This is a genomic window from Caulobacter segnis (genome assembly GCF_003243465.1).
In the GTDB taxonomy this organism is placed as follows: domain Bacteria; phylum Pseudomonadota; class Alphaproteobacteria; order Caulobacterales; family Caulobacteraceae; genus Caulobacter; species Caulobacter segnis_A.
Window position 1 is genome coordinate 1 of the sequence record NZ_QFQZ01000011.1, and the last position, 19660, is coordinate 19660.

Sequence of the window (19660 nt, forward strand, 5' to 3'; positions counted from 1 at the left end):
CAAAGTTCAGATAGCGCTCCAGATAAAGCGCCGTCATGTCGATATTGTCCGGATTATCAAACCACGCACGCGAACGAAGCTTGGGGGCGGCGCCAGACGGAGACGACATGGGTAGTCCTGCGAAATCTATGAAGACGCCGCCCCCGAGGCCGGACGCAAATTCGGCCTCGGGGCGCGCCATCCCTAGGATGATCTTGTCTGAGTATATGGCCGCCCGTGGAGCGTCAATTCGACGTCAACGCCTAAGGGCTGCGTCGCCCCAGGTGACCGGATCAGCATTGCCCTGTCCGGTGGTCCGCGCGACCAGCTCGATCAGTTTCACGCCCGACACATCCACGTCCAGATCCTGCGGGGCTTGTCCCCATTTGGCGGGCTTCGAGCGCGCCAGCAGTTTGCCATCGCCATAGACCTGGAAGGTGACGACGCGCGCCTTATCGACCGCCGAGTCGTCGACGCCGACGATGGCGGTGAAGCGGCGGAAGCCGGCGTTGCGAACCTCCAGGCGCGAGTTCCCTAACACGCCGATCCCGGTGTCGAACGCGCGGCCGGCGATCGCCAGCTCCTGGTCGAAGGGCGTGCGGTCGGCCTGAGCCCCGCCCCAGCCGCCATAGCGAGGCCGCTCCCCAAAGCCCCGCGTGCCCCGCCAAGGTGGCTGGGCGCGATGGATGATCGGGTCGGCGATGGGCGTGATCACGCCGTCGAAGGCGGGATTCACCGCTCCCGGCTGCTCGGACAAGAAGATGCCGTCAGCCAGTCGGCGCGAGCCCTTGGCCCGGAACAGCAGGGTCTGGCGCGGCGCTAGTTGCAGCTTGCGTTCGCCCTTGAAACGCTGCGCCTCGCCAGACCAAAGATTGGTCAGGTCGACGTCAGCGCTAGCCACGAATTTCAACTGCTCCGCCGTCAAGATCACCTCAGCGGGTGCGTCCGTGCGGTTGAAGACCGCCACCGCCTTGCCGCCATCCGCGAGCGTCTTCACAAAAACCTGGACCTCGTCGGAGTCGAAAGTCAGCACCGCCTGGTTGCCGGCGGGGTCCTGGTTCAGGGCGATCACCTCGCGCGCGCCCAGGATGTCCAAAAGGGCTGGCGACGCCTTGCGCAGGTCATAGCCGATCAGGAGGGGCGCGTTCACCATGGCCCAGAGGGCGAAGTGCGACCGCGCCGCCTCCGGATGCTCGAGGCCAAAGTCACCCTTGCCGACGAACAGCATGTCCGGATCGTTCCACGTGCCCGGATGGGCGTACAGCGCGCGACGCGAAACGCTGTCGAGGTTGTGCAGCATGCGCCCCCAGGTCGGTGAAATGTCCTCGCTGGTCCGTGACATGGCGCCGACGTCCTTGCCCCAGGACCGCACGTCCGCCGAACCCCACAGGCACAGCGAGAAGATGAAGTCGCCGTCGGGATTATGCTTGTCCAGCGCCCGTCCGACCTCCTCGTAGAGCTCGCGGACCTTGACGATGTTGGTGCGCCCCAGGGAGTCGATGTCGATAATCGGCTCGAACGCGCGATACTCGCCGGCCTTCACCCGCTTGTCGCTGGACGGCAGGCCGCGGACGCCGCAGCCATCGACCTTGATCAGGTCGAAACCCCATTCTGCGAAATAGAGCGCGATGTCTTGGTCGACGTGACCGTAGAGGCCGACCTCGCGCTCGGCGACGTTGCCCTCCGGCTGGTTCGGGAAGGTCGAGGTGAACACCTGGCCGCAGCTGTTGCGGCCGATATCCGAATAGATGCCGGCCTTCAGCCCCATGCCGTGCAGGCGATCGGTCAGCGGCCGGAAGCTGGTCGCGCCATCGGCCGTGGCCGCCGACGGGAAACGCGCGGCGCGGGCGATCATCCGGCCGTCCGACTCCCGCCGCTTCAGCCACCAGCCGTCGTCGAGGTTCACATAGCGATAGCCCTTGGCGGCGAGGCCAGTGTCGACCAGGGCCTGGGCCGAGCCCATGACCTTGTCCTCGTCGAGGTCGCTGGTGAAGGCGTTCCAGCTGTTCCAGCCCATCGGCGGCGTCTGGGCCGCCGCGCGGCTATAAGCGCTCCAGCGGCCGGTGGGCGCCAGGGGATCCGCCAAGGCGGCGCTCGATGTCGAAGCCAGAAGCACGACGGCCAGGGCTGCGCCTGCGCACGAACGCCATTTCATACGCATACTCCTCGAAACCCTGTGCTTTGTTTAGCGCGCCTGGAACGCGAGATTCTTGCCGAAGAACGGCAGGACATAGTCCTGAAACCGAGTCGCCACGTCGCTTGTGTGGTCGCCAGGATAGATCTCGAAATTGTTGGCCAGGCCATAGCGATCGAAGACCTCGTGCAGCTTGGTCGCGTCGTCCTTCAGCCCATCACGGTCGCCGACGTCCATCGCGATCGCCTTATAGCGACGCAGATTACCGATATACTGGTCGACGAAAGCCAGGGGCGCGTTGGCCGCCCACTTGGCCAGGACGTCGGTCCGCACCGCGCCATTCTCGACCGGCAGGTCGAGATACAGCGGCGGACGCTTGGGATTGGGCGACCAGGCCGCGGCGGTCGCCAGCTGGGCGCGCAGGCCCCACGGCAGCTTCGTCGCCTCCTCCGGCGTCTTGATCGCGGCGAGGGTGGCGGCGGCTTCCGGATCCACCTTGCCAGGCTCGCGCGGCGACAGGCAGCAGGGGCTCATCATGTAGAGCGCGCCAAAGACATCGGCATGCCGCATGCCGATCCGGCTGGCGCCGTACCCGCCCATCGAGTGACCGACCAGCCCCCGGCTCTCGCGCCTTGGGATGGTGCGGTAGTGCTGGTCGACATAGGCCACTAGGTCGCGCGAGACGAAGGTCTCAAAATCGCCGGTGGTGGGCGAGCTCGAATACATCGAGCCGTTGTGCAGCGTCTTGCTGTCGGGCAGCACGACGATCATCTCGGCCACGCCCTTGCCGAACGCGCCCTCGACGGTCTGGGGAACGTGGATCTCGCGGCTCCACTGCTCGGCGCCGATGGAATAGCCGTGCAGGGCGTAGACGACCGGATAGCGCTTCTTCGGATTGGCGGCGTAGCCGGGCGGCAGGACCACAAGCACGTCGCGGTCAGCGCTCTCGGCTTCGAGATTGCCCTCGATGGCCACCGAATGGACCTTGATGCGCTGGATCGTCACCGGCTTGGCGCCCGCCACCACGGGCGGCGCCTTGGTGCCGACCTGCGCCAGAGAGACCGCGGGGGCCGCCAGAACGCAGGCCGCCATAAGCATCGCGCGAACTCCGCCGCGCCTGGCCTCTTGGTTTGAGTTGCGCTGCCTGCCTGCTGGCATTTGGTCCTCCCTGGCCGCCGCCTGGGCGCGTAGCCTGGCGATCTCGATGTGAGCGTTACCTTTTGTCCGCTTAAACGAAACCGCGTCAATCGTCTTTCCTTCGTCGGCAATTTCGTTGGTAAGCCCGACCAAGGTCGTAAAACGGGTATTTTCACGCAAAAATCTGACTCGCCTGCCACGCCTCACCGACCTAAGGTCGAGAAAAATAGACAGAGTAATCGGGAGGGTTCTATGCGTTACGGACTGATCGCCAGCGCCTGCATGGCCTCGGTGATGGCGAGCTCGGCGAGCGCCGCCCCGACGGCTCCGATAAAGGTGGACATCGATGGGACCCGCCGCGCGGCGGCAGTCACCAAGTACGAATATGGCATGTTCATCGAGCCGATCGGCGGCCTCGTGGCCCGCACCCTGTGGGCCGAGATGCTGGATGACCGCAAGTTCTATTATCCGGTCGTTCCGCAGGCGCGAGACACCCCTCCTCCCCTGAACGCCGAGGGACGTCCCGGCGTCTCCTATCGCAAGTGGCGTCCCGTTGGCGGCGACGATGTCGTCGTGATGGATACGAAAGCGCCCTATGTCGGCGCTCAAACACCCACCATCGCCGTGGACGCCGCCACTCAGCGCGGGCTTTCCCAGTCGGGGATCGGCCTCGCCAAGGGCAAGCGCTATGACGGCTATGTCCAGCTCTCGGGCGATCCAGGCGCCAAGGTCGAGGCGACGCTGGTCTGGGGCCCTGGCCCCGCGGATCGGCAGACGGTCAGCCTGGCCGCGCCGAGCGCAGACTGGAAGCGCGTCGACTTCAGCTTCACCCCGACGGCCGACGCTGCGAATGCGCGCCTGGAGATCACCGGTCAGGGCCAGGGCCAGTTCAAGATCGGCGCGGCTTCGCTGATGCCGTCCGACAACATCCGTGGCTGGCGCGCCGATACGACCGCCATCGCCAAGTCGCTGAACTCCGGCTTCTGGCGACTGCCCGGCGGCAATTTTCTGTCGGACTGGGACTGGCACAGCGCGATCGGCCCGCGAGACAAGCGCCCGCCAATGTTCGACCACGCCTGGAGCGCCATGCAGCCTGACGACATTGGCATGGACGAGTGGCTGGACCTGACGAAGATCATCGGCGTCGAGCCCTACATCACCGTCAACGCCGGCCTGGGCGACGCCAATTCGGCCGCCGAGGAGGTCGAGTACATCAACGGCCCGGCGACCAGCTACTGGGGTGCCAAACGCGCCGCCAACGGCCACCCCGAACCTTATCGCGTGAAGTTCTGGAACATCGGCAACGAGCCCTACGGCTGGTGGCAGATCGGCAAGACCACGCTCGACTACTACATGATCAAGCACAACCACTTCGCTGCAGCCATGCGGGCGGTGGATCCCAGCATCACCCTGATCGCCTCGGGCGCCATGCCCGACCAGCTGCACCCGCGCGACGTCAAGGAGAACTCCACGCTGGAAAGCATCGCCCACAAGTTCGGGACCGAGGAGGACTGGACCGGCGGCTTCCTGGCCAAGGCCTGGGGCAATTTCGACGGCATCTCCGAGCACTGGTACGACCGCCCCGAGGAGCGCCCCAACGCGCCAGCCGACATCGAACTGATGGAATGGGCCCGCTCGCCTTCGAACCACGTCCGGATGAAGGCCGAGGAGTGGAAGATCTATCAGTCCCGCTTCCCGGCGATGAAGGACAAGAACATCTTCCTGTCGATCGACGAGTACGCTTATTTCGGCCAGGTCAATCTGAAGTCCTCGCTGGCCTACGCCATGGTGCTGCAGGAGATGCTGCGCCACACCGACTTTTTGACGATGTCGGCCTTCACGACCGGCGCCTCGACCATGGACATCACGCCGACGACCTCGGCGATGAACGCCACGGGCCTGGTGTTCAAGCTCTATGGGGAGCGGTTCGGGGCGGGCGTGACGCCTCTGGCGGTCGACGGCCAGTCGCCGCAGCCCGCGCCGAAATATGTGGTCGGCTCAGCCCACCCGCAGGTCCGGGCGGGCAGCTCGACCTACCCGCTTGACGTGATCGCGGGCTTGAGTCCCGACGGCAAGGCGCTGCGCATCGGCGTGGTCAACGCCACCTTCGACACCCAGACGGTCGCCCTGAACCTCAAGATGCTGAAGCCCAAGAGCGCCGGCCGCCAGTGGGTTCTCACCGGCGCGTCGCTGAAAGCCGAGAACAAGGTCGGCCAGCCGGCGGGCGTCACGATCGCCGAGCGCGCCGCGAAGCTGTCGGGCGGTCGCCTGACGGCCGCGCCGACATCCGTGACCGTCTTCGAGTTCCCGCTCATCGAGCAGTGACGGGGAAGTCGACGATCCGATGACGCCATTCAAGTTTCATTTCGAGGGGAAATCCATGTCTCGGCCTTCACGGCGCCATCTGGGCGCGAGCACGGCTCTCTGCCTCAGCCTGATCCTGGGCCTGGCGCCGGTCGCCCAAGCCCAGACCGCCACACCCCGCCAGAAGGCCGACCAGATGGCTGCCGACCTCGTGGCCAAGATGACCATCGACGAGAAGCTGGACCAGCTTCTCAACACCGCCCCGGCGATCCCGCGGCTGGGCGTGCCCGCCTACAACTGGTGGACGGAGTCTCTGCACGGCGCGCTGGGCTCGCTGCCGACCACCAACTTCCCCGAGCCAGTGGGCCTGGCGGCGACCTTCGACACCAACCTCGTGCAACAGGTCGGCAGCGCGATCGGGGCCGAGGTGCGCGGGCTGCACACGCTTTCGCGCGCCACGGGCCGAATGGGTCGCATCGGCACGGGCCTGGACACCTGGTCGCCCAACATCAACATCTTCCGCGATCCGCGCTGGGGCCGCGGCCAGGAGACCTACGGCGAGGATCCGCACCTGACGACGCGCATGGGCGTGGCCTTCATCGAGGGCGTTCAGGGTCCCGATCCGGATCTGCCGCAGGTGATCGCGACGCCCAAGCACTACGCGGTGCACAGCGGGCCGGAGTCCACGCGCCACCACGCGAACGTCTATGTCTCGCGCCACGACATGGAAGACACCTACCTGCCGGCCTTCCGCGCGGCGATCGTCGAGGCCAAGGCGGGCTCGGTCATGTGCGCCTACAACCGCATCGACGGCCAGCCGGCCTGCGCCAGCGACCTGCTGCTGAAGGACCACCTGCGCGGCGCCTGGAAGTTCGACGGTTATGTCGTTTCGGACTGCGACGCGGTGAAGGACATCAACGACAACCACAAATACGCCCCAGACGCGGCCACGGCCGTCGCGGCCGCCGTGCGCGCCGGCGTCGATAACGAGTGCAACGGCGCGACCCTGACCGATACGGCGGGCCTCTCGAACCGCTACCGGGACGCGCTGCAGCAAGGCCTGATCACGATCGGCGACGTCGACCGGGCGCTGGTGCGCCTCTATTCGGCGCGCCTGCGGGTTGGCGACCTGCCCGGCGTTCGTCCCGTAGAGACCGCGCCCAAGGCGCCGACGGCGGTGGTGACGCCCGAGCATGAAGCCCTGGCCCTCGCCGCCAGCGAGAAGAGCCTGGTCCTGCTGAAGAACGATGGCCTGCTGCCGTTGAAACCGGGCCTGCGCGTCGCGGTGATCGGGCCGCTCGGCGACGCCACCCGCGTGCTGCGCGGCAACTACTCCTCGGCCCTGTCCGCGCCGCCGATCTCGGTGGTCGAGGGCCTGCGCCGCGCCCTGCCCGGCGCCAAGGTGACCTACGCGCCGTTCGCCCCGTCCTTCACCGACGGCGACAAGGTCCCGACCTCGGCCCTGCGGTCGCCGGACGGCAAGCCCGGCCTGCTGGCGCGCTACTTCAACCCGACCGAACCGCCGCCCAAGCGCTTCGAGCCGGGGACCTTCGGCCCGATCGTCGCCAAGATGCGCTTCGCCGACCAGCCGGTCGTCAGTCGCGTCGAGGCCAATGTCGCCGCCCGTAGCCTCGATCTGCCCAACGTCCTCGACCATCACAAGGTGGTTTGGACGGGCTTCCTGGTCCCGCCAGAGACCGGGACCTATCGCCTGGGCCTGACCGGTTTCAACGGCGAGATGAAGCTGGACGGGAAGCCGTTCGCCGATCTGAAGAAGTCCGGCTGGGGCAGCCTGCCGACGATGGAGACCCTCAAGCTGAAAAAGGGCCGCCGGTATCCGATTGAGGTCACCTCGGAGGCGCACGCCCTGTCCGGGGTTGATCTGGTCTGGAAGCGCGTGGCCGACGATCCGAAGGCCGAGCTGAAAGCCGCGGCAGCGCAGGCTGACGTTCTCGTCGCCGTGGTCGGCCTGACCTCGGACCTGGAGGCCGAGGAGTCGCCGGTCGAGATCCCCGGTTTCAAGGGCGGCGACAAGACCACGCTCGACATCCCGCCTGACCAGCAGGCGCTGCTGGAACAGGCGAAGGCGCTGGGCAAGCCTCTGGTCGTGGTGGCGATGAACGGCAGCCCCCTGAACCTCTCCTGGGCCAAGGATAACGCCTCGGCGATCCTGGAGGCCTGGTATCCGGGCCAGTCCGGCGGTCTCGCCATCGCCAACATCCTGACCGGCAGGACCAATCCGTCGGGCCGCCTGCCGCTGACCTTCTACAAGTCGGTCGACGACCTTCCCCCGTTCGGCGACTACCGCATGGAAGGACGGACCTATCGCTACTTCACCGGCCAGCCGGTCTATCCGTTCGGCTACGGCCTCAGCTACACCCGCTTCGACTACGCGCCGCTGAAGGTCGAGCCGGTCAAGGGCAACGCGGGCCAGGGCCTGCGCGTGACGACCACGATCCGCAATGTCGGCGCGCGGGCTGGCGACGAGGTGGCGCAGCTCTATCTGAACTTCCCCAATACGCCCGGCGCGCCGCGCGTCGCCCTCCGCGGCTTCCAGCGCGTCAGCCTCAAGCCCGGCGAGGCCAAGTCGGTGACCTTCTCGCTGTCGCCTCGCGACCTGAGTTCCGTGGACGCGGACGGGATGCGCCAAGTCGCTGTCGGGGCCTATAAGGTCAGCGTCGGTTCCGGCCAGCCGGACACCGGCGTTCCCAGCCGCTCGGCCGAGTTCGCGGTCGCCCAGTCCGTGGCCCTGCCGAAGTAGGAGAACGATTTGAGGATCCAAGCTCTTCTCGCGAGCGCCGCTCTTCTGGCGCTCGCGACCTCGTCGTTGGCCGCCCCGCTCGTCGACGGCGCCCTCGGCGACCACGCCGTTCTCCAGCGCGGCCGGCCTATCGTCCTGACCGGCAAGGCGCTCCCGGGCGAGGCGGTTTCGGCCAACCTCGCCGGTAAGACCGTCAGCGCGCCGGCTGACAAAGCCGGCCGCTTCCGTCTCGTCCTGCCTGCTCTGCAAGCTGGCGGCCCCTACCGGCTGCTGATCGACGCGCCCAGCGGCCAGCAGCTGATCGACGACCTCCTGATCGGCGACGTCTTCCTGTGCTCGGGCCAGAGCAACATGGAGCTGACGACCGAGCAGGCGCAGAACAGCTTCCAGATCTACGGCGCCAGCGATCCTCAGATCCGTCTGATGAGCGTGCCCAAGCGCCTGGCCTTCGCGCCGCTGGACAAGCCGGACGCCCCGCCGGCCTGGACCGCCGCGACGCCGGCGACGATCGGCAAGTTCTCGGCGGTCTGCTTCTACATCGGCCAATCGCTGCGCGAGACGACCAAGGCCCCGATCGGCCTGATCCACGCCAGCTGGGGCGGCTCTCGCATCTCGGCCTGGCTCTCACCGGACGGGCTTGAGCAGGCGGGCCTGGGTGAGCCGGCAAAGACGCTCGCGCTCTATACCCGCGACACGGCGGCGGCGGAAAAGGCCGCGGCGGGCCAGTGGGAGACCTGGTGGCGCGACACCTCAGGCCTTGCGCAGGGCCGCGAGCCCTGGCGGGACGATACGGGCCTGGCCTGGAAACCGGTCCCGGTGATCGGCTCCTTCAACCGCTGGGGCCTGCCCGAGATGAAGGGCTACCTCGGCATGGTCTGGTTCAAGACCGAGGTCACCCTGACCGCCGAGCAGGCCCGTCAGGCCTCGGTGCTGAATCTTGGCTCGATCGACGACGCGGACCGCACCTGGGTCAACGGCCAGCCGGTCGGCGGGACCAGCCTGGGCCGCGCGCGCCAGTATCGTCTCAAGCCAGGCGTGCTGCGCGAAGGGCGCAACGTCATCCTGGTAAACGCCGACAACGTCTATGCCGACGGCGGCATGCTGGGTCCGGCCAGCGCTCTGAAGCTGCAGTTTGACGATGGGACGAGCCTGCCGCTCGATCAGGGCTGGCTGTACGCGCCGGCCGGGCGCTCGAAGTCCAACGCGCCGCGCTCGCCTTGGGACGATATCAACGGCGCGGGCACGCTCTACAACGGCATGATCGCGCCGCTGGGGCCGGTCAGCCTGAAGGGCGTCGCCTGGTACCAGGGCGAGTCCGACACCGGCCTGCCCGGCTATGACCGTCGTCTCGCGGCGTTGATGAAGGACTGGCGCACGCGGTTCGAGACGCCGAACCTCGCCTTCGCCATCGTGCAACTCTCGGCCTATGGCGACACCGCCAAGCGGCCGGTGGAGAATGGCTGGGCGACCGTGCGCGACGTCCAGCGCCGCGTCGCCGAGGCCGACGGCCACGCCGCCGTCGTCGTGACGATCGATCACGGCGATCCGCTCGACATCCATCCGGGAGAGAAGCAGGAGGTCGGCCGCCGCGCCGCCCGCGCCATGCGCGCCTTGGCCTATAGCGAGGCGGTCGCGCCCTCCGGCCCCCGCATCGCCGGCGCTGCCCGCGACGCCGGCGGCGGCGTGACCCTGACCTTCAAGGATGTCACCGGCGCCCTCTCCCCGCGCAGCGGCGCGGTCGCGATCGGCTTCGAGCTCTGCGGGGCCGGCGTCTGCCGCTTCGCGAACGGCCTTGCGGAAGGCGCCAAGGTGGTGCTGAGCGGTGATGGCCAACCGATCGACCGCGTCCGCTATGCCTGGGCCGAAAGCCCGGTGGTCAATCTGTTTGATGACGCGGACCTGCCGGTCGGTCCGTTTGAGGTTGCCGTGCCCTAAGGCCGGGAGCGGTCGCCGCTTCCATACGCGGCGGCCGCGAGCACCCTACTTCTTGCTCATATAGCCGTGCATCGCCATCCAGCTCACGTAGGCGTCGAACCAGCCCGTGCTGGTGGTCTTCTTCCTGTACATGCCAAAGCCGTGGCCGCCCTGTTCGTAGAGGTGGAACTCCACGGGCCGCTTGGCCGCGCGCCAGCTCTCGATCAGGCCAAAGCCGCTGTTGCCGAACAGCGGGTCATCGGCTGCGAGGGCGAAGAACATCGGCGGCGCGTCGGCCGGCACAGTCGCCGGCGCCAGGGAGCCGTAGATCAGGCCGATGAACGCCGGCTTGGCGTCCTCGACGGCCAGGGTGGTGGTCAGGGTCAGCATGGCGCCGGCCGAGAAGCCGACCATGCCGATGCGGTCGGGATCGACATGCCACTCGGCCGCCCGCGACCGGATCAGGGCGAAGGCGGCGCGGGAGTCGGCCAGTTGCGGCTGGAGAGCCTGGACCGCCGACTGCGGATCCATGCGCGGCGCGCGGGCCATGCCTGAGAACATCGCCTTCATCGAAGCTTCGAAGCCGGGCATGTCAGCGGGCGTCTGGTTCAGGCGGTACTTCAGGACGAAGGCGGCGACGCCCTTGTCGGCCAGGGCCTTGGCGACGTCCCAGCCCTCGTTCTCCATCGACAGGGTCCGGAAGCCGCCGCCCGGCGCGACGATCACGGCTACGCCGGTGGCCTTGGCGGGATCAGGCAGGAAAGGCGTCAGCGTGGCGACCGTCACGTTGCGCGCGAAGACGCTCCCATACTGGCTGTGCCAGCTCTCGGCGTTCGTCGCGCCGGGCAGCGGGCCAGTGTTCAGAGTTATCGCGTTTGGCTGGGCCGGAATGGCGATCGGCGTCATCTTATCGGCCTGCGCCAGGGCGGGCGTCGCCATCAAGCAGGCCATCACCAGACCCGTCGCGATGGCCCCGGCCCGCGCGCCTCTCTTCCCTATGAACCCCATATCGTTCTCGCTCCCAATGCTTGTCGTTCGGCCGCTTTTTGGCGCGGCTCGGCTTTACTCCTACAAATTCTGGAGCGCCTGTCACGACGATTGTTAGCGGTCCCATCAATTTATGGGCCTTGCAGCTTGGCCATCGAACCTAGGGGCGAGCAGTTGAGCCAAGCGTCCAATCGATCACGTCACCCTCGTAGGCGTCGGCGCCCCTGCCGATCGCTGCGATGGCCGAACGCATCGCGCCGCAGCGGTGGAGCATTGTATCCGCCAACGAGATCATCAAGGCGTTTGGAGTCGCCTTCGGCGCAGCTGCGCGAAGCCGATAGGCGATCGACAACTCCTCCCCTGGGACGCTCGCGGCGCACGCCAGTATGTAGGCGGCGGCCGGCGAGCGACTGACACCGGCGAAACAATGGATGAGGAGCGTCGCATTCTCAGGAAGTTCGCGACCCAACTGTATGATCTCACGGATCATTTCAGCGCTGGGCTCCACCAGCCCTGAGCGCGGCCCTGCGATGTCGTTGAACCGCAGCACCGTGTGGGGCACGCGGCGCGCGCTTACCGAGGCGTCCGGGGAAATCAGCGTCAGGACGTGGTCAATAGGTGCGCGCGCCAAGAGCGTCTCGACGGCGGAGCCTGGACAGACAAGAAGCCTCAAGTGAGCGCCGCCACGCCGAGCAGGAAGCCGACCTCGAAGACCTGTTCCACCGCGCCGAGCACGTCGCCCGTGTGGCCGCCAATCAATCTCGTAGCGGTCCTAGTGAGGATCAACGCCGCCACGAGCCCCAGCGCCAGGCCTGCCCCGACGGCTCGCGTCGGCAGAAACAGTAGCGGCCAGGCCGCGATGACCAGGGCGACGACAACCTCCACGGTCCGAACGCCCATCGGCGTCGGCTTCCACTTGCCGGCCTCGCCGGAAGGGGCATAAGGCGTGGACCGCATGACGAAGACCGCCGCCGCTCGTCCGACACCATGGGCCGCCAACAGGGTGACGGCGCCGGCCGACGCGGTGAAGGTCGCGAGCAGCGCCGCCTTGAGACCAAGAGCGACAACCAACGCGCAAACGCCGTAGGTTCCGATGCGGCTGTCCTTCATGATCTCCAGGCGGCGCTCAGCGGTCTGCCCGCCGCCCAGACCATCGACGGTGTCGGCCAAGCCATCCTCGTGGAAGGCGCCGGTGATCAGCAGGCCAACGCCGATCGCCAGCGCCGCCGCCACGCCGACGCCCCAGACTTGAAAGCCAAGGAAGAAGACGCCTGCGGAGATCGCGCCAACCGCCTGGCCTGCAAGCGGAAAATAGCGCGCGGCTCGCGTGATCCATTCGGGCTCGAAGCCCTCCAGCGACGGCGTCGGAATTCGCGTGAGGAACTGGATGGCGCAGAGCAGCAGTTGCGCCTGTCGCCACAGCCAACCCATGGTCACAGCCGCCCGTTAAGAACGTCGTCGAGGTTGGCGACGTCGGTCAGCAAACGCGAAGCCGCGCGGACCAGCGGCAAGGCGAGCAACGCGCCCGTGCCCTCGCCTAGCCTCAGGTCCAGCGCCAGCAGAGGCTCGACATCCAGGGCCGCCAGTAATCGGCCGTGACCCTGCTCGGCCGAGCGATGGCAGAAGATGCAATAGCCCCGGGCTTGTGGGACAAGCCGGATCGCGACCAAGGCCGCGGCCGAGACGATGAAGCCATCGATCAGGACCGGAATTTTGGCCGATGCCGCGCCTATGATTGCGCCGGCCATCATGGCGATCTCCAATCCGCCGAACTCAGCCAGGACGTCCAGCGGCGCTGTCGTGGCGCTGCGAGTGGCGGCGCGGTGCAGGATCGCGACCTTGCGCGCCAAGCCCGCGTCGTCATGCCCAGCCCCGCGCCCGACACAGTCGGTCAGCGGCGCTGGCGCGAGCCGGTGCATGATCAGCGCCGCCGAGGCCGTGTTGCCTATGCCCATCTCGCCGAGCGCGAGGATCTCGAAGCCCTCCTCGACAGCCTCTCGGGCTATGGCGGCGCCGCGCCCCAGCGCCGTCTCGACCTCGGCCTGAGTCAGGGCGGGTTCGACAGCGGCGTTGCGGCTGCCGCGCCGGACCTTGGCGTCCAGCATCTTCGGATGGGGCGGCAAGTCGGCGTCCACGCCCGCGTCGACGACCCGCAGGTCCGCGCCGACCGCCGCTGCGAAGGCGTTGGCGCTGGCCTTGCCGGCCAGGAAGGTCGCCACCATCGCCTGGGTCACGGCCGAGGGATAGGCCGAGACGCCCTCGGCATTCATGCCATGGTCGCCGGCGAAGACGAGCAATAGCGCTCTGTCGAAAGTCGGCGGCTGGCCGCCCGCCATCAGGCCAAGCCGCACGGCCAGATCCTCGATCCGCCCCAGCGCGCCCAGCGGCTTGGCCTTGGCGTTGAGCAGCGCTCGAAAGGCGTCGGCGCCGGAAGGGTCGATCAGGGAAACGGCAGGCAGGTTCATCGGGATGTCTCCAGGCCGGCGATGACCGCGAGGGCGGGAATGTCGAAAGCCGCTTCCAGGGCGGCGGCGATTTCGTCTAGCGCCTGGTCGACGCGCGAGGATTGATCCAGGCGGTCCGAAACCGCGCCGAGCTCGGCCAACAGCTCCGCCCTCGCCTCTCCGTTATCAAATAGGCCGTGGACGTAGCAGCCGCTCACCTTGCCGTCGGCCGAGATCGCGCCGTCCTCTCCGCCATCGTCGAACCGCAGCATCAGACGCCCGCCGCCCTCGGTGCGCCCCACGTGCATCTCGTAGCCGGCGAAGGACGCGCCGCCCGGCAGTCGGCCGGCGACCTGACGCAAGGTCTTTCGCCCGGTCATCACCGTCTCGACGTCGAGCAGACCAAGACCCTCCACCGAGGCCGGCGCGCCCTCGATCCCGTCCGGATCTGAGACGCGCCGACCCAGCATCTGGAAGCCGCCACAGACTCCCAGCACGCGCCCGCCGCGTCGGACGTGGGCCAGGAGATCGATGTCCCAGCCTTGCGCCCGGAAGAAGGTCAGGTCCGCGAGGGTGGCTTTCGTCCCCGGCAGGATGACGAGGTCAGCATCGCCCGGCAGCGGCTGGCCAGGCGGCACGAAGGCGAAAATCACGTCCGGCTCGGTTCGCAAGGCGTCGAACTCGTCAAAGTTGGCGATGCGCGAAAGCATCGGGACGACGATACGGACCTTGCGTCCGTCAGAGCGCGAGGCGCCGTCCAATACGACCGCATCCTCGGCCGGCAGCCGTCGCGCCGCCCCCAGCCAGGGCGCCATGCCGAGGTCAGGCCAGCCCGTCGCCTCGACGATCATCCGGCGACCATCCTGGAAGAGTTTGGGGTCACCCCGGAACTTGTTGATCAAGAAGCCGCGCACCATGGCGCGATCGGCCTCGTCGAGCACGGCATGGGCGCCGACCAGGGCGGCGATAACATGGCCGCGATCGATGTCGCCGACCAGCACGACCGGCACGTTCGCCGCCCGCGCGAAGCCCATATTGGCGATGTCGCCTGCGCGCAGGTTGACCTCCGCCGGGCTCCCCGCGCCTTCGACAATGACGAGGTCGCTTTCCGCCTCCAGCCGCCGGAAACTGTCGACGACGAGGTCCAACAACTCGCCCTTGCGCGCCTGATAACCGCTGGCCTTCCAGGTTCCCGCCATCTGGCCGCGCACGACCAACTGGGCGCCGACATCGCTCTGGGGCTTTAGCAGCACCGGGTTCATGTCGACGGTCGGCGGCGTGCGGCAGGCGATGGCCTGCAGCGCCTGGGCGCGACCGATCTCGCCGCCCTCGGCGGTCACGGCGGCGTTGTTGGACATGTTCTGCGGTTTGAACGGCCGAACGCGAAGGCCGCGATTGGCGAACAGCCGGCACAGGCCCGCGACCAGAACCGACTTGCCGACATCGGAGCCGCAGCCCTGAATCATCAATGCGGCCATGCTAAGCCTCCGCACGCGAGAAGCAGCCACAGGAGCCCGCAGGCCGTCAGATAGACGCGCAGCGCGCGCGGCAGGTCCTTGGTCTCGACCTCCGGGCCATCGCCGAACACAGGGCGATCGGACCGCTCGCCATCGTACCAGGCTTCGCCGCCCAGACGGACGCCCAGCGCGCCGGCCATCGCCGCCTCGGGCCAGCCGGCGTTGGGCGAGGCATGCTTAGGCGCGCCGCGGACCATGACCGACCACCCACGGCTGCCCGCCATGACGATCAGGGCGCCCGCCAGCCGCGCGGGCGCCAGGTTGAGCAGATCGTCGAACCGCGCCGAGGCCCAGCCGAACGCCCGCCAGCGCGGCTCGCGATGGCCGACCAGGCTGTCGGCCGTATTGACCGCCTTGTAGATGAACAGGCCCGGCAGACCGGCGACGACAAACCAGAAGACCGGGGCGACGACGCCGTCATTGAAGCTTTCGGCGAGGCTTTCGATCGCCGCCGCGGCGACGCCGCCGGCTTCCAGGCGCTCAACGTCGCGCCCCACGATCATGCTGACCGCGTCCCGAGCCCCCTCAACGTCTCCCGATTGCAGCGGTCCCAGGACGGCGGCGACATGCTGGTGCAGGCTACGCTGCGCCAGGCCCAGGCTTCCAGCGACGACCACCAGGATGGGACCGCCAAGACGCGTCAACAGCCAGCCCGACAAGCCGCTGACCAGCACGATCGTCAGCAAGGTCGCGACACCTGCGGACCGGCGCTTAAGGTCGCTCCAGTTAGGACGGTTGAGCGCCCGCTCCAAGCTTGAGATCAGTCCGCCGATCCAGACCACGGGGTGCGGGACGCGCCGATGCAACGCGTCGGGATAGCCGACCACGGCTTCCACGGCCGCGGCGGCGAGAACGATCCACGGGCTAGTCCACACGACGCAGGATCTCGATCAGTGGGCCCGCCGCGCCGGCATGTGTGCGAGTTCTTACGCCATACGCCTTCGCCAAAGCCTGAGGCGTCAGAGCCTGCCTGGGCGGACCGTCGGCGACCAGAAACCCCTTGTCGAGCAATAGCACCCGATCAGCGAAGCGCGCGGCTAGCGTCAGATCATGCAGCGTGACGACGACACCCTTGCGCTGCTCGTGAGCCAGCCGCTGGAAGAGGCCGACCGTATCGAGGGCATGTCCGGGATCGAGGCCCGTCAGCGGCTCGTCCGCCAGCAGCCAGTCGGTCTGGCCGGCAAGAGCGCGGGCGATCAGGGCCCTCGCCCGCTCCCCACCCGACAGGCGCGTGATCGCCCGTGCCGCGAAATCATCGAGCCCGGTCGTCGTGATCGCTTGCTCGATAGCGGCGATGTCGTCGGCGCCGGGTCCGAACGCGCCGAGGTGCGGCGTGCGTCCCAGGCCTATGAAGGTTCGCACATCGACATCCCAGGCGATCTCCGGCGTCTGGGCCAGGAACGCCAGCGCCTTGGCCCGTCGGCGCGCCGGAATGTCCGTGACGACCGCTTTTTCGAGCTTGATCTGTCCTTGAGCCGGCCTTCTCAGGCCGGCCATGCATGACAGCAGGCTGGACTTGCCGGCGCCATTCGGACCGACGATCGCTACCAGCTCACCCGTGCGGAACGTGGCCGTGATGCGATCCAGGACGAGGCGGCCGCCAAGGCTAAGACTTACGCTTTCCGCGGACAGCGCCTGGTTCACGCCAGCCTCCTGCGCATAGCCATCAACATCCAGAGGAAGAAGGGCCCGCCAACAGCCGCCGTAGCCACGCCCAGCTTCACCTCTTCGGCGGCCGGGGTTAGGCGGACAAGGATGTCGGCGCCCAGGGTCAGCGCCGCGCCGCCGAGCAGCGACGGCCAAAGCACGGAACCCGGCCTCGAGCCAACCCAAGGCCTTAGCAGGTGCGGCACGATAAGCCCGACGAAGCCGATGACGCCCGTCACTGCTACGCTGGAACCCACCGCCAGAGCCACGCCCAGAACCAGCAGCAGGCGGGTGCGCGACAGGCGGACGCCCAGTGACCGCGCGCCTTGCTCGCCTAGAGTCAAGGCGTCGAGCGCTCGGCCCTGCGTCAGCAAGATAATGCTGCCCGCAAGGATTCCCGGCGCGGCGATGCGGACCTCTTCGACACTGCGGTCCGCCAGCGAGCCCATCACCCAGCTGACGATCTCGTCCACCGCCCACGGGTTAGGGGCTAGATTCAGCGCCAGCGAGATGCCCGCCGTGCAAACGGTCTGGATCACAAAACCCGCTAGGATGAACGTGACGACGCTGGAGGTCACGCCCGACAGCGCCAGCAAGGCCGTGACGCCCAGACCGGCGCCGACCATCGCCGCGGCGGGCAGAACCCAATGCGCGGTGCTCGCCGTTCCCAGATAGAGCGTTAGCACCGCGCCCAGGGCGGCGGATGACGACACGCCTAGGGAGCCAGGATCCGCCAGCGGGTTGCGGGTGTAGCCCTGTAGCGCCGCGCCGCTCAGCCCCAAGGCGCCGCCGACCAGGAGCGCTAGGATGGTGCGGGGTAGCCGCAGGCCAAAGACGATCGCCCAGCGGGGATCTGCGCCGTTGGACACCCAAGCGCTCCAGGGCGTCCAAACGCGCCCCGCGCAGAGGCTGAGTGCGAACAGGAGGATCAACAAACCTGTCAGCAGGGCGCAGGCGAACCAGGTCGATCGTAAGCTCATGCCGCCCCTCGCAGAATTTGAGTCCGCGCCCGAGCCATGGCCTGGGCGGACTCGATCAATACGGGGCCGCCGCAGTACAGCAGGCGCTCGGGAAATCTCGCCTGCCTCATCCGCCCCCTCAGCGCGCCCAGCGCGGGGTGAGTCATGACCCGGTCGGCCCAACTGCGGGCCCCTGCCGCAGGGACACCGACCAACAACACCTCCGGCGGGGCGGCCAGCAACAGCTCAAGCGGCACATTGCCCCAGGACTTCAGGCCGTATCGGCGCGCGACGTTGTCGAAGCCCGCCAGGGTCATCAGCTCGTCCACCAGCGTGTGAGGTCCAGCCGCGAAACCGTTGGGTTGATAGATCAAAGCGGTCAGCCGGCGACTCCCTGGGCGCGGCGTGGCCGCGGCCAGGGCGGCCTGGATGCGTGCCGTCAACCGCTCGCCGCGGTCAGGATGACCGATCAGGCGCGCGACGCGCCGAACCTGGGTGAGGCTCTCGTTGATCGTCTTGGGCACCGCGAAGCGCTCCACCGGCACGTGCAAGCGCTTCAACGCATTGCGGGTGGCCAGCGCCGAGTGCTGGCTGGCCAGAACCAGGTCGGGCTGCAGCGCGATGATCTCCTCGGCGCTCTCCCAGGTGAACGGCAAGGCGCGGGCCTCGGCGGCGACGGTGGAGCCCTGATCCTCCCGCGCATAGTGGCTCAGCGCGGCGATCTGTCCGCGATCGGCCAGATGCACGAGCATGGCGTCCAGGCAGGCGTTCAGCGAAGCGATCCGCCGAGGGGCGGCCGCGGCGGGCGTCGCGGCCCCCAGGGACAGAACCCCGCCGACGATGATCCGGCGGCTAGGCGTCATGGCGCACCGCCTGCAGGGCCTCGCGCAGCCGGTCGAGGTTCCGGCGCGCCGGGATCCCGAAGCGAAGCCGCGTCGGATATTCGGCGAAGGGCCGGGTCAGCACGCCTTGCCGGCAGAGGCTGACGAATACGCGGTGCGCATCCGGAGTCTCGACCCATCGGAAGAGATCGCAGCCGCCGACCACACCGAACCCGGCGGCGCTCAGGACGGCGTCCAGATTGCGCGCCTGCGCCGCCAGGCAGACGGCGGTGGTCGAGCGCCAAGCGTCATCGGCATACCCGCCAAGCCCCAGGGCGAGCGCGTCGGCGCAGACAGGCCAGTCGCCGATCGACGTACGAAGTTTTCGCCCCAACGCCTTGTCGCAAATAACAAATCCGAGCCGAACTCCTGGCAGGCCGTAGAACTTGCCGAACGAGCGAAGCACGATCAGCCGCTCGATCTCGAGATCCGCGACGCTGATCGCGGGCGTCACCTCGGCGAAGGCCTCGTCGACGATAGTCCAGCGCCCCGAGGCTGCTCGCCGCTCGGCGAGCTCAGCGAGCTGGGCCCGCGAGATCTGGCGACCGTCCGGGTTGTTGGGATTGACGAGGACGAGCACATGCGCGTCGACGGCGCGCCGGTCGTCGATCGAGGCGACCATCAGCGGTCTGCGATCGGACCAGGCCTCGACATGACCGCCATAGATCGGCCCGACCAGGGCGACCTCGCCTTCGCCCAGCAAGGTGGGTAACACCCGCAAGGCAAGGTCCGCGCCGCCCAGCGCAACGACGCGCGCGCGATCAGCCACGTTGAAAGCGCGACCGGCGACCGCCTCTAATTCAGTCAGCAGCGCGGGATCAGGCAAAGTTCGCAGCGCGTCTTCCGAGGCCCGCGCGCCCGGCCAAGGCTCCGAGTTGATCCCGGTCGAAAGGTCGAGCCAGGGGCCGCGCGCGTCCGGATAGGCGGCCGTCGCCTCGCGGAGACGGCCGCCATGTCGGAAGGCGCCGAGGTGGGGGATCGACGCCATCTCCGAGC

16 protein-coding genes are annotated in these 19660 nt (G+C 68.0%); 3 read left to right on the forward strand and 13 right to left on the reverse strand.

What is annotated here, in order from left to right; genetic code table 11:
* From DI526_RS05385 to DI526_RS05395, 3 genes are all read right to left on the reverse strand, one after another.
* Window positions 1-109 (reverse strand): hypothetical protein (locus DI526_RS05385; protein ID WP_304275176.1); only part of this gene is annotated, 109 nt, incomplete at its 3' end.
* 126 nt (window positions 110-235) lie between these two features.
* Window positions 236-2134 carry an NPCBM/NEW2 domain-containing protein gene (locus tag DI526_RS05390; protein WP_304275036.1) on the reverse strand — a complete coding sequence of 633 codons (1899 nt, stop codon included), beginning with the start codon at window positions 2132-2134 and terminating at the stop codon, window positions 236-238.
* Window positions 2135-2164: 30 nt separating this feature from the next.
* Window positions 2165-3205 (reverse strand): alpha/beta hydrolase family protein, encoded by a 1041-nt coding sequence (locus tag DI526_RS05395; RefSeq protein ID WP_304275179.1) that lies wholly within the window; start codon window positions 3203-3205, stop codon window positions 2165-2167.
* A gap of 297 nt (window positions 3206-3502) precedes the next feature.
* On the opposite strand from DI526_RS05395, the gene DI526_RS05400 reads away from it, so the two are divergent.
* From DI526_RS05400 to DI526_RS05410, 3 genes are read left to right on the forward strand one after another with little or no spacing between them, the layout of a single operon-like run.
* Window positions 3503-5575, forward strand: a complete 2073-nt coding sequence (locus DI526_RS05400; RefSeq protein ID WP_304275038.1) for an alpha-L-arabinofuranosidase C-terminal domain-containing protein — start codon at window positions 3503-3505, stop codon at window positions 5573-5575.
* Between the two features lie 55 nt (window positions 5576-5630).
* Complete coding sequence (locus tag DI526_RS05405; RefSeq protein ID WP_304275041.1) at window positions 5631-8315, forward strand: glycoside hydrolase family 3 C-terminal domain-containing protein; 2685 nt, start codon at window positions 5631-5633, stop codon at window positions 8313-8315.
* A gap of 9 nt (window positions 8316-8324) precedes the next feature.
* Complete coding sequence (locus DI526_RS05410; RefSeq protein WP_304275044.1) at window positions 8325-10250, forward strand: sialate O-acetylesterase; 1926 nt, start codon at window positions 8325-8327, stop codon at window positions 10248-10250.
* A gap of 45 nt (window positions 10251-10295) precedes the next feature.
* On the opposite strand, the gene DI526_RS05415 is transcribed toward DI526_RS05410, so the two are convergent.
* The 10 genes from DI526_RS05415 to DI526_RS05460 all read right to left on the reverse strand — a co-directional run bounded on the left by DI526_RS05415 (window position 10296) and on the right by DI526_RS05460 (window position 19652).
* Window positions 10296-11168 carry an alpha/beta hydrolase gene (locus DI526_RS05415; protein WP_304275046.1) on the reverse strand — a complete coding sequence of 291 codons (873 nt, stop codon included), beginning with the start codon at window positions 11166-11168 and terminating at the stop codon, window positions 10296-10298.
* Window positions 11169-11376: 208 nt separating this feature from the next.
* Entirely contained in the window at window positions 11377-11847 is a 471-nt protein-coding gene (locus DI526_RS05420; RefSeq protein ID WP_304275049.1) for a tyrosine phosphatase family protein, read from the reverse strand.
* Between the two features lie 38 nt (window positions 11848-11885).
* Complete coding sequence (gene cobS / locus DI526_RS05425) at window positions 11886-12647, reverse strand: adenosylcobinamide-GDP ribazoletransferase (protein ID WP_304275051.1); 762 nt, start codon at window positions 12645-12647, stop codon at window positions 11886-11888.
* A 2-nt stretch (window positions 12648-12649) separates the two neighbouring features.
* Window positions 12650-13681 (reverse strand): nicotinate-nucleotide--dimethylbenzimidazole phosphoribosyltransferase, encoded by a 1032-nt coding sequence (gene cobT, locus DI526_RS05430; protein ID WP_304275053.1) that lies wholly within the window; start codon window positions 13679-13681, stop codon window positions 12650-12652.
* On the reverse strand, window positions 13678-15138 hold the full coding sequence (locus DI526_RS05435; protein ID WP_304275056.1) for a cobyric acid synthase: 1461 nt from the start codon (window positions 15136-15138) through the stop codon (window positions 13678-13680). Before DI526_RS05435 ends, cobT begins: the two co-directional genes overlap by 4 nt.
* Window positions 15126-16052 (reverse strand): adenosylcobinamide-phosphate synthase CbiB, encoded by a 927-nt coding sequence (gene cbiB, locus DI526_RS05440; RefSeq protein WP_304275058.1) that lies wholly within the window; start codon window positions 16050-16052, stop codon window positions 15126-15128. The genes DI526_RS05435 and cbiB overlap by 13 nt, the downstream gene beginning before the upstream one ends.
* Window positions 16042-16821, reverse strand: coding sequence for an ABC transporter ATP-binding protein (locus DI526_RS05445; RefSeq protein ID WP_304275061.1), 780 nt, complete (start codon window positions 16819-16821; stop codon window positions 16042-16044). Before DI526_RS05445 ends, cbiB begins: the two co-directional genes overlap by 11 nt.
* Window positions 16818-17804, reverse strand: a complete 987-nt coding sequence (locus DI526_RS05450; RefSeq protein WP_304275063.1) for an iron ABC transporter permease — start codon at window positions 17802-17804, stop codon at window positions 16818-16820. Before DI526_RS05450 ends, DI526_RS05445 begins: the two co-directional genes overlap by 4 nt.
* The gene (locus tag DI526_RS05455) at window positions 17801-18646 is read right to left on the reverse strand and encodes an ABC transporter substrate-binding protein (RefSeq protein WP_304275066.1); all 846 of its coding nucleotides are present in this window, start codon (window positions 18644-18646) and stop codon (window positions 17801-17803) included. The genes DI526_RS05450 and DI526_RS05455 overlap by 4 nt, the downstream gene beginning before the upstream one ends.
* Window positions 18636-19652 carry a threonine-phosphate decarboxylase gene (locus tag DI526_RS05460; protein ID WP_304275068.1) on the reverse strand — a complete coding sequence of 339 codons (1017 nt, stop codon included), beginning with the start codon at window positions 19650-19652 and terminating at the stop codon, window positions 18636-18638. The genes DI526_RS05455 and DI526_RS05460 overlap by 11 nt, the downstream gene beginning before the upstream one ends.
* Window positions 19653-19660 lie beyond the last annotated feature (8 nt).

Coding starts and splice junctions, on each gene's coding strand:
- DI526_RS05390 (WP_304275036.1), bottom strand. CDS start 2,134: ATGAAATGGCGTTCGTGCGCAGGCGCAGCCCTGGCCGTCGTGCTTCTG.
- DI526_RS05395 (WP_304275179.1), bottom strand. CDS start 3,205: ATGGCGGCCTGCGTTCTGGCGGCCCCCGCGGTCTCTCTGGCGCAGGTC.
- DI526_RS05400 (WP_304275038.1), top strand. CDS start 3,503: ATGCGTTACGGACTGATCGCCAGCGCCTGCATGGCCTCGGTGATGGCG.
- DI526_RS05405 (WP_304275041.1), top strand. CDS start 5,631: ATGTCTCGGCCTTCACGGCGCCATCTGGGCGCGAGCACGGCTCTCTGC.
- DI526_RS05415 (WP_304275046.1), bottom strand. CDS start 11,168: ATGGCGACGCCCGCCCTGGCGCAGGCCGATAAGATGACGCCGATCGCC.
- cobS (WP_304275051.1), bottom strand. CDS start 12,647: ATGGGTTGGCTGTGGCGACAGGCGCAACTGCTGCTCTGCGCCATCCAG.
- cobT (WP_304275053.1), bottom strand. CDS start 13,681: ATGAACCTGCCTGCCGTTTCCCTGATCGACCCTTCCGGCGCCGACGCC.
- DI526_RS05435 (WP_304275056.1), bottom strand. CDS start 15,138: ATGGCCGCATTGATGATTCAGGGCTGCGGCTCCGATGTCGGCAAGTCG.
- DI526_RS05450 (WP_304275063.1), bottom strand. CDS start 17,804: ATGAGCTTACGATCGACCTGGTTCGCCTGCGCCCTGCTGACAGGTTTG.
- DI526_RS05455 (WP_304275066.1), bottom strand. CDS start 18,646: ATGACGCCTAGCCGCCGGATCATCGTCGGCGGGGTTCTGTCCCTGGGG.
- DI526_RS05460 (WP_304275068.1), bottom strand. CDS start 19,652: ATGGCGTCGATCCCCCACCTCGGCGCCTTCCGACATGGCGGCCGTCTC.